Annotated in this window: 10 protein-coding genes; all 10 read left to right on the forward strand. The window is 32.9% G+C overall.

Translation table 11 applies throughout. From position 1 onward, the window contains the following. Nucleotides 1-390: 390 nt before the first annotated feature. The 10 genes from ACMHYH_RS10845 (at nt 391) to mobV (ACMHYH_RS10890) (ending at nt 9,859) form a co-directional block, all read left to right on the forward strand. The gene (locus ACMHYH_RS10845) at nt 391-1,119 is read left to right on the forward strand and encodes a replication initiation protein (protein ID WP_414840404.1); all 729 of its coding nucleotides are present in this window, start codon (nt 391-393) and stop codon (nt 1,117-1,119) included. Between the two features lie 13 nt (nt 1,120-1,132). Continuing rightward, the gene (locus ACMHYH_RS10850) at nt 1,133-1,618 is read left to right on the forward strand and encodes a hypothetical protein (RefSeq protein ID WP_414840405.1); all 486 of its coding nucleotides are present in this window, start codon (nt 1,133-1,135) and stop codon (nt 1,616-1,618) included. A 163-nt stretch (nt 1,619-1,781) separates the two neighbouring features. Next, nucleotides 1,782-2,552: a CPBP family intramembrane glutamic endopeptidase gene (locus tag ACMHYH_RS10855; protein WP_414840406.1), complete on the forward strand. Its 771-nt coding sequence runs from the start codon at nt 1,782-1,784 to the stop codon at nt 2,550-2,552. 366 nt (nt 2,553-2,918) lie between these two features. Further along, complete coding sequence (locus ACMHYH_RS10860; protein ID WP_414840407.1) at nt 2,919-3,131, forward strand: hypothetical protein; 213 nt, start codon at nt 2,919-2,921, stop codon at nt 3,129-3,131. Between the two features lie 726 nt (nt 3,132-3,857). After that, entirely contained in the window at nt 3,858-5,174 is a 1,317-nt protein-coding gene (mobV, locus tag ACMHYH_RS10865) for a MobV family relaxase (protein WP_414840408.1), read from the forward strand. A gap of 714 nt (nt 5,175-5,888) precedes the next feature. Further along, on the forward strand, nt 5,889-6,650 hold the full coding sequence (locus ACMHYH_RS10870) for a replication initiation protein (protein ID WP_414840399.1): 762 nt from the start codon (nt 5,889-5,891) through the stop codon (nt 6,648-6,650). Nucleotides 6,651-6,723: 73 nt separating this feature from the next. After that, nucleotides 6,724-7,254 (forward strand): hypothetical protein, encoded by a 531-nt coding sequence (locus ACMHYH_RS10875; RefSeq protein WP_414840400.1) that lies wholly within the window; start codon nt 6,724-6,726, stop codon nt 7,252-7,254. Between the two features lie 203 nt (nt 7,255-7,457). Then, a complete protein-coding gene (locus ACMHYH_RS10880) occupies nt 7,458-7,820 on the forward strand; it encodes a hypothetical protein (RefSeq protein ID WP_414840401.1) in 363 nt (120 codons plus the stop codon). 201 nt (nt 7,821-8,021) lie between these two features. After that, entirely contained in the window at nt 8,022-8,225 is a 204-nt protein-coding gene (locus tag ACMHYH_RS10885) for a hypothetical protein (protein ID WP_414840402.1), read from the forward strand. Nucleotides 8,226-8,542: 317 nt separating this feature from the next. Continuing rightward, nucleotides 8,543-9,859, forward strand: coding sequence for a MobV family relaxase (gene mobV, locus ACMHYH_RS10890; protein ID WP_414840403.1), 1,317 nt, complete (start codon nt 8,543-8,545; stop codon nt 9,857-9,859). Nucleotides 9,860-10,312 lie beyond the last annotated feature (453 nt).

Genomic DNA, 10,312 nt, shown 5'->3' on the forward strand with positions numbered 1-10,312 from the left:
CACGCATACCATAGTGAATTACACATCCAGATTAGTTATTTCTCTTTCTTCAGACTTATTTTTGTTTTAACATTTTTTATCTATATTTTTGAGTTTTTGAACTTTTCTTTTAAAGTACTTTTTATAATACTTTTTAAGATACTTTTTAAAGATATGTTTTAGGGGGGCGTTGGGAGCATGGTGCGTCAACGTTTCTAGGGGGTGACCAACAACCAAAAGTCTGAGTACAAACAACCAAAAGTCTGAGTACAAACAACCAAAAGTCTGAGTACAAACAACCAAAAGTCTGAGTACAAACAACCAAAAGTCTGAGTACAAACAACCAAACATTATTGTTGTTGTTGATTGTGCTGCTTTTATTATATATTATTAGATATGGAGGTGCTTAATTTGTCTAAGATAAAAGTTAAATACAGAAATGATTTAAACCTTATCCCTATGAGGAATTTTGAAGCTAAAGAAATGGATTTGTTTTTCTCTATTTGTGCAAAGATGAAAGATCAAGGAATAGCAAAAGTTCGATTCGATTTTGAACAATTAAGAGAATTAAGTGCTTATAAACCCACCTCTATAGATCGATTTTCCGATAGTTTAGAGAGTGTGTATGATAAAATGATGAATTTAAATTACCGAACCGAAACAGAAGATGAAATAGAAAAATTTGCTTTATTTACAGGTTTTAAAATTAGTAAAAAGCAACAGTACGTTGAGATTTCAGTGAATCCTGAATTAGAACATTTAATTAATCGCTTAACTAAAGAATTTACAAAATTTGAATTAGAAGAATTTACTGAAATTCGTTCAAGCTATGCAAAAACTATGTACAGACTTATTAAACAATTCAAGTCAACAGGTTTTTATAAAGTTAAAATAGAGGATTTTAGAGAGCGACTTGATATACCTGAAAGTTATAAAATGGGTAACATTGATCAAAGAGTTCTTAAGCCAATACAGAATGAATTAGCTCCTTACTTTAATGATTTAAAAATCATCAAACATAAGGCAAGGAAAGAAAATAAAATAGCTGTAATTGAATTTCGTTTCAAAGAAAAAAATTCTAACAAAAAATTTGTACCTTTACACAATTGGTTAGAAGAATCAAAGCAAGTAAAATCATAGGAGATTATTTATTATGGCAACTATTTCAGTAAAAAAATTATCTGAAGAGCTTGGTATATCCAAACAAGCCGTTCATAAAAGAATCGAACAATTACCTGACCGCTTTCAACCTAAAAAGGTTGACGGGGTTTACGAGTTGACGGCTGAAACTGCTGATGCGATAAGGAAAAATAAAAAGGCGTTAACCAGCGTCAACCAAATCAAGGTTGACGCAGTTGACGAGGTTGACGCACTAAAAATGCAGATAAATGAGTTAAAAGAAGAGAAGAAAAGACTCTATGGACAACTTGATCAATTTCAACTTTTACTGGACCAGCAACAACAATTAACCCTACAAACGAACCAACAAATACAACAATTACAACTGGCGATTACAAGTCAAACAGAAGAGAATACGAGTCAAAAAGACAGTTATGTTTCTAATGGTGAAACTGAAAAAAGCGAACCAGCACGAGCTAAAAAAGGTTTTTTAAGCCGATTATTTAACAAAAAAGAATAGCCGATTACAACGCTGGTTGAAGTGTAATCGTGTATTGAAGAGGCAATTAAAAAAAGAACCCTTTGGGTAAAGGATTCGGGATACACGATTCTATCTCAAATAGTGTATCTTGAAGTAATAGATGGGGTTGTCACAATAAGAATTAAGTAAAACTCATAAGGAGATGTTAAAAATTAAAAAAATAATAAGAAGTAAAGATTTTAAAATTAGTTTTATGTTGTCTATTATAGGTTTAATTGCAAGTGTTTTTATGGGAATTTATCAAATTTCTACATTTACTGAGACCATGAAACAACAAATCATTTCTCAACTAGGTTCAATACAAGCGCTTATTCCTGTTGCAGCAGTGCAAGGAGCAATATTAACCTTTATAGCATCTTTTTTGGGGTTGAAAATAGCAAAAAGAGTCAATTTAAATTTAAATTTCAAACACGATAAAAAATCAATGATTATATCAATTTTAATTGGATTCACAACAGGTTTAATAATCACATTCTCTGATCAGTTTATCTTTTTCAAATACCTTCCATCTGAAATAAAAAGCTATGTGTTTTCGCCAATATACTTTATTTCAAGTATTCTTTATGGCGGAATAGTCGAAGAAATACTACTTAGATTATTCATAATGTCTCTTTTGGTCTTAATATTTTGGAAATTATTTGCTAGATCTAAGGATTATCTGAATATACCTAATCGGGTCTATATATTTTCTATCATCCTTTCTTCGATTTTATTTGCAGCAGGTCATTTTCCTGCCACAGCGCAATTATTAGGGACATCTGCACCTATATTAATCAGAATGTTTATTTTAAATGGAATAGGTGGGTTAGGTTTTGGTTATCTGTATTGGAAACATGGATTATCATATGCTATGCTCGCTCATGCAACAACACACATTTTTATGCAAATTTTATTTATACCAATTTTAAACTAAATAAAATCTACAAATAATATTGTTCAGTTTATCTTAATGTCAATTAAGACAAACTCAAAAAAAAGTACTAGAAGGACTGGTATAATCAAGATAGAGTAGATTTTATACTCTATCTTGATTCTTTTTATATTTTAAATTTGTCATAAGTATCAGAGTACGTAGTTTATGAAACATACTAATAATAAAAGGTATCCATATAAGTTTTGCTGTCAATCAGGTGTACGATATTGATAGCTATAGCTAATTTTTTTCAGGGAAAAAAAACCTCTGATTGGATAGAGTTCTGGATACATGATTCTATGTCATTTCATGTATATTTTACTGAATATTTACGATTATATTTAAATCAAGTATTGGAGGTAAAGTATGATAGGTTTGGTTTTCTGGTTTGGTTTAGTGATAATTCTAGGTATTGCTGGATTTGGAATGTTTTTTCGAGAATGGCTGTACATTTTTCCAAAAGATAGAGAAAAAGCGACAGGAAAAAAAACAACTTTTATAGAATATATTGGTTTGTTTGTATTGAGCAGCATTGTTTTAGTTTGTATGTTCTTCTGGCAATATTATACCCAAGATTGATAGAATGTTTTATCCCTAATAATTGATTCTTAATATTGTAATTATTTTATGACCTTAAAATCATTGTATAAATAAAGTCTACCCAAAATAGACAGTTTGCATGTATGGATCTGACTGCTTTTTTACTGTCGTTTATACGTGTCGATTTTAGAAAAATATCCTAAAAAGATAAATCAGTAGGTTTTAAAAAAGAGCATAAAGAGATTCAGGCGCCTGCCGGTTTTCCGCTCCGCTTCAAAACGTTGACGTGTCAGGCTGTGCCTGACGAATCTCAAAAATAAAACCAGGCGCCTAGAAGGCGAAAAACGGCCTTTTCTTAACCCTCTTCAAAAGACTGTCATACCAGCGTTTGTAAGAGGTCATGTATTACATATGTATACATATGTGTTACACTTGTCATACATTTTGTCATACAAATGTATGACACTTTTAACGTGTTTTTCTCTTGTTTTTCATCTCCTTTTTTTAGGAAAAGTCCCCTGCCAAAAAAGGCAAAGGGGATTTTTTTTATTTTGCACGAAAAAAATAGACGGACATTCCGACGTTTTTTGTGCCTGTTCACGACGAACCTTTTCAGCCTAAAGGCGAAAAAAGGGACGGAGAGAACAGACGGTTTTTGCCTCGCAGAGCCTGACCAAAATTTATTTTGGTATAACAGGCTATACCAGATGTTTACTGGCTCGTTCTTCATGTTATAGTGGAGGTACTTTATTGAGGAGGGATTTCATGGCTCACGTTCAAAAATTTACAAGAGGAAACCTCAACGGCTTATCCATTCATTTAGACCGGAAAACAGACCACCATTCAAACGAAGAAATCGACCCGACAAAAACTTACTTAAACATTGATTTATGTCAAAAAGAAGGCGACACGCTTTCTAGATTGAACGACCGATTGAAAGAGGTTTACTGCATGAAACGAGACGATGTCAAAGTTGGCTGCAGTTGGATTGTAACCTTGCCTAAACATTTGAAAGAACAAACTGAATCGGATCAGCAAGCCTTTTTTGAAAAGACGTATGCGTTTTTGAGTGAACGATATGGAGGCGAAAAAAATGTTTTGTCTGCTCAAGTTCATTTAGACGAAACCACCCCACACCTGCATTTTGTTTTTATGCCTGTCGTTTGGGACGAAAAAAAACAACGTGAAAAAGTATCGGCTAAAGAAGTATTGAACCGAAATGATTTACAAAAATTTCATGGCGAGTTAGATACCTTTCTGAAAAAAGAACTGCCGACTATTTATAAAGACGGCATTTTAAATGGCGAAACGATTGAGTTGGATTCGGTCAAAGAAATTAAAAAATACGCCAAGCAAATTCAAGAGAAAAAAGATCATTTATCTAAAGAATTAGAGTTGTTTAGTGAACCCAAAAAAGTGTTTGACCAAGTCGAAAAAGCCTCTAAGAAAAGCTTATTTGGCGATAAAGTGACGCTTCCTTATAGCGAATTTGAGAAATTAAAAACACTCTCTCTTTCTGGAATCAAATTAAACAATCAACTCAATCAAGTGTCCGAGGCTTCAAAAAACGACCTGACAGCTTTAAAAAAAGAGGTTGACCTGGTAGAGCAAGAAAAAACAGACCTTAAAGGACAACTTCAGCAAGCGAATCAACGAGCTGACGAAGCGACCGAAACAGTCACTTATTACTTAGATACACTAGAAAACACACTCAAAACAGGGCAAAAGTTTAAAGATCAAGCGATTATTTATAAAAGTATTTTGAAAGATGCAAAAGTCCCTTTTCAGATTAGTGAAATGGAAAAACAAGGCCGCTTAATTTTAAGTAAAGTCGAAAATGGACGAATGCCCGAAGATGAACAGAAAGCTAAAAAGTGGATTTCTGTGCTGGAACAAAATAAAGAAGCAGGAACCATCCCTTTAAATCGCTTAGAATCAATTTTAGAGGTGCTTAAAGCCTTTTTAGAAAAATTGCTGGATAAAGAGCTTAAGTTCTCTTTAGATGGACTAAAATCAAGAGATACAGAGCTTAAAAAGAATCAAAAACCAACACACTCGAATTCAATGAACAGAGGACGATAAAACAGCTGTCTTTAAAAAGCCATTTAAGGCGTGTTTTAGCAATCTTGCATTGGCGTTATATAAATACACGATTAGTTACATTAACGTTCTCTATCCGTCTAAAAAGAGGGTTTAAATCATTTTGAAAAGGGTTCTGGGTATGTAGGGCTTGCCCTGCACGAACGAAGTGAGCTCTTTACAACTCCTGTGGCTTATTTCAAACAAGAATCGGTGTAGTTTTATTAAAAACCTTTTTAGAATCGCTCTTTTTCCATTGCAGACGGAGCGTAGCGACTTCTTTTGATCTTCTGAGATATCTTTTAGCTTGCGTAGCAAGGTTTCATTTAGTTACTTGATCTTTTTTTGTTAGACAAACTGTCATTGCTACTTTAAATCAATTTATATACTATTTTGTTTTTTTCTGTTGTTAAAAATTTTTACAGGTCTTTTAAATAATAGTATTAATATAGTTATAAAAGAGTTTTAAAGATAAAAGAGTTTTAGAGGTCAATTCTAGCCTTTAACCATGCATGATACAGCCATACTACAGACGACAGTTTGTCTGTAGTAAAGACGACAGTTTGTCTGTGTAAAGACGACAGTTTGTCTGTGTAAAGACGACAGTTTGTCTGTGCACAGACGACAGTTTGTCTGCTAAAGAACGACAAACTATTTACATGTCGTCTTTAGTTGTTTATAATTAAATAATTCAATGTTAGAAAGGTGGTCTTTATCTTGAACGAGATTGTAAAATATGAAAATAGTTTAAATGATGTTAGTTTTCGAAAATTTAATCCTAATGAATTAGATTTATTTTTTTCTATTTGTTCTAGATTAAAAGATAATAGCACTGAGGAAATTGAATTTAGTTTCGATCAGTTGAAAGATTTAAGTAATTATTCCCCTACCTCTACTAAACGTTTTATGAATGATCTCGATAAAACATACACCAAAATGCTTGGACTCACTTATGGAGAACGCACAGAAACAAGAATCAAACGTTTTGTACTCTTTACGAAATTTGATATCGATGCAGATATACAAACCGTAAAAATTGGTGTTAATAGTGACTTTGAATTTTTATTAAATGATTTTGAAATGTTTACTAAGTTTGAGCTAAAGGAATTCACAGAAATTAAAAGTTCTTATACAAAAGCAATTTATCGTAAACTAAAGCAATTTAAGGGAACAGGATTTTATACGGTACCTATAGATGAATTTAAAAGGCTGTTAGATATCCCTAAGAGTTACCGCATGTATGACATAGATCGAAGGATACTAAAAAAAAGCGTAGAAGAATTAAAGCCTTTTTTTAAAAGTTTACGATATAAAAAAGGAAAAGCTAAAAAAGGAAATAAGATTGAACGAATAACTTTTATTTTTGAAGAAAAAAAACAGTTACAAGTCCCTTTATACGATTGGGTAAATAACGAAGAAATAGAATCACACGCTGAACGTTATAAGCGTGAAAAAACTCAAGAAGAAATGACAAAATAAAATACTACACTATTAGATAGACAAATTCTTTAAATATTATCTCAAAAACATTTAAGGTTAGGTGGTTTCTTTCATGGATAAAGATTCTAATTTTATTGAATACATAGCGCCTAATAGCGCTGCAAAAAAGATAGGTGTTGCACCTACAACTCTGCGCAAATACTCAAGTTTAATTGAAAATTTAAGCGGTAATTTAAATTATTTTGAACGTGATAGTAATAATAGTCGTTTATATAGTCGTAATGACGTAGCGACTATAAAGCGGGTCGTATCGTTAAAGAAGCGTCCCGATATATCGCTAAAGAGCGCATTAAAACAAGCTTTAGAAGAAAACGACATAGCGAGCGTGTCAGACACCGATTCGCAACTTGGTAGCGACACAAGCACCGATACAACCGCTAAATTACAACTAGCTTCAGATGATAAGATAAAACAGTACGAAACACTTATAAATCAATTGGTCGAAAGCAACTTAAAATTATCTGATCAATTGGAAACAGCTATTAAAAGTATTGAAAAACACGATAAAAATTTATTAGAATTAGAAACTACCTCAATAAATAAAAAAGGGTTTTTCAGTCGTCTCTTCAACAAAAAAGAATAGGCGATTACAGCGCTGGTTAAAGTGCAATCGTGTATTGAGGGCGGACATAAAAAAAGAACCCTTTGGGTAAAGGATTCGGGATACACGATTGTATGTCATTTCATGTATTGGAACTTTAAGCACATATAATAATGTAAACCTTATTGTATGCGCTTAAAAAATGAGGTACCATTTATATAAATATTGATTAGAGGAGGAAAGTTATGAAAAATAAATATATCTTTGCGATTGCTGTAATTACTTTATTTATTTTGTCAGGTTGTTCTAATAAAAAAATAGATCCGAATCTTTTTATTTACCAAAATGGAGGAGATGTTGATACTTCTGTTCCATTAGCATACGGTATTTTCTCTGAGAGTGACCAGTTAAAAGTGGTTTGGGCAGAAGAGTCTAATAGCTATGATACGAAATTACTAACATTTAAATCTGACGATGAGTTCATTAAAATTAGTTACCAGGATAAAAAGGAGAAGAAACACACTCAAACATTTGAAATTCTCTCTGACTCCATTGTTCGAGATGAAGCAGGTATAGAATATCAGTGGTTCGGAGAGCCAATAAAATAATGTGGTTGGAATTTTTAACTGTCTACTTGAAATCTACCCAAAATCGACAGGTAGCAGCCATTGATTTGATTGGTTTTCCTATGTCGATTGTAAGTGTCGATTAATTTGATTGAAATTTAAAACAGATAAATAAATATTATCTCCTAAGTTATTTTATGAAATGTTATAATTGTTTTAAAATTATAGAAGGTGGAAAATACAATGAAAAACTACCTCGATAGCAAAATACCTAAATCAATTTCTCGTCCCATTCTTGGAGCTCTCACAGCAGCTATTGTAATTTTTGTTATTGAATCTTTGTTTGATATTTCTCCCGCAGTTAATGAGTTTGTTTATTATGTTATTTATATATTATTCATTGGATCAGCCATTTATATGACCTTCTTTAAAAAAAGTAAAAAGTAACTATCTGTCTTAAGAAAAGTCCCCTGCCAAAAAGGCAAAGAGGATTTTTTTTATTTTGCACGAAAAAACCAGACGGGAATGCCGTCATTTTTCGGGCTTGTTCACGACGAACCTTTTCAGCCTAAAGACGAAAAAAGGGACGGAGAGAACAGACGGTTTTTGCCTCGCAGAGCCTGACCAAAATTTATTTTGGTATAACAAGCTATACCAGATCTTTACTGGCTCGTTCTTCATGTTATAGTGGAGGTACTTTATAGTGGAGGTACTTTATAGTGGAGGTACTTTATAGTGGAGGTACTTTATTGAGGAGGGATTTCATGGCTCACGTTCAAAAATTTACAAGAGGAAACCTCAACGGCTTATCCATTCACTTAGACCGTAAAACAGACCACCATTCAAACGAAGAAATCGACCCGACAAAAACTTACTTAAACATTGATTTATGTCAAAAAGAAGGCGACACGCTTTCTAGATTAAACGACCGATTGAAAGAGGTTTACTGCATGAAACGAGACGATGTCAAAGTTGGCTGCAGTTGGATTGTAACCTTGCCTAAACATTTGAAAGAACAAACTGAATCGGATCAGCAAGCCTTTTTTGAAAAGACGTATGCGTTTTTGAGTGAACGATATGGAGGCGAAAAAAATGTTTTGTCTGCTCAAGTTCATTTAGACGAAACCACCCCACACCTGCATTTTGTTTTTATGCCTGTCGTTTGGGACGAAAAAAAACAACGTGAAAAAGTATCGGCTAAAGAAGTATTGAACCGAAATGATTTACAAAAATTTCATGGCGAGTTAGATACCTTTCTGAAAAAAGAACTGCCGACTATTTATAAAGACGGCATTTTAAATGGCGAAACGATTGAGTTGGATTCGGTCAAAGAAATTAAAAAATACGCCAAGCAAATTCAAGAGAAAAAAGATCATTTATCTAAAGAATTAGAGTTGTTTAGTGAACCCAAAAAAGTGTTTGACCAAGTAGAAAAAGCCTCTAAGAAAAGCTTATTTGGCGATAAAGTGACGCTTCCTTATAGCGAATTCGAGAAATTAAAAACACTCTCTCTTTCTGGAATCAAATTAAACAATCAACTCAATCAAGTGTCCGAGGCTTCAAAAAAGGACCTGACAGCTTTAAAAAAAGAGGTTGACCTGGTAGAGCAAGAAAAAACAAACCTTAAAGGACAACTTCAGCAAGCGAATCAACGAGCTGACGAAGCGACCGAAAAAGTCACTTATTACTTAGATACACTAGAAAACACACTCAAAACAGGGCAAAAGTTTAAAGATCAAGCGATTATTTATAAAAGTATCTTGAAAGATGCAAAAATCCCTTTTCAGATTAGCGAAATGGAAAAACAAGGCCGCTTAATTTTAAGTAAAGTCGAAAATGGACGAATGCCTGAAGATGAAAAGAAAGCTAAAAAGTGGATTTCTGTGCTGGAACAAAATAAAGAAGCAGGAACCATCCCTTTAAATCGCTTAGAATCAATTTTAGAGGTGCTTAAAGACTTTTTAGAGAAGTTGCTGAATAAAGAGCTTAGCTTCTCGTTAAACGGCCTGAAATCAAGAGATACAGAGCTTAAAAAGAATCAAAAACCAACACACTCAAATTCAATGAACAGAGGACGATAAAACAGCTGTCTTTAAAAAGCAATTTAAGGTGTGTTTAAGCAATCTTGCATTGGCGTTATATAAATACACGATTAGTTGCATTAATGTTCTCTATCCGTCTAAAAAGAGGGTTTAAATCATTTTGAAAAGGGTTCTGGGTATGTAGGGCTTGCCCTGCACGAACGAAGTGAGCTCTTTACAACTCCTGTGGCTTATTTCAAACAAGAATCGGTGTGGTTTTATAAAAAAAAAACCTTAGAATCGCTATTTTTTCTATTGTAAACGGAGCGTAGCGACTTCTTTTGATCTGTTAAGATGTATTTTAGCTTGCGGAGCAAGGTTTCATTTTGTCTTTTAATCTTTTTTATTATTTTTTATAATATTCTAGTTCTTTTTTATAAAGAAAATTGTTTTTAAATAGTTGGTAATGCTTTAATACAAAGGTTAACTCAACTTAAAGGGGAGTCTAAAGTA

It is taken from the genome of Carnobacterium sp. TMP28, from assembly GCF_047553015.1.
In the GTDB taxonomy this organism is placed as follows: Bacteria; Bacillota; Bacilli; order Lactobacillales; family Carnobacteriaceae; genus Carnobacterium_A.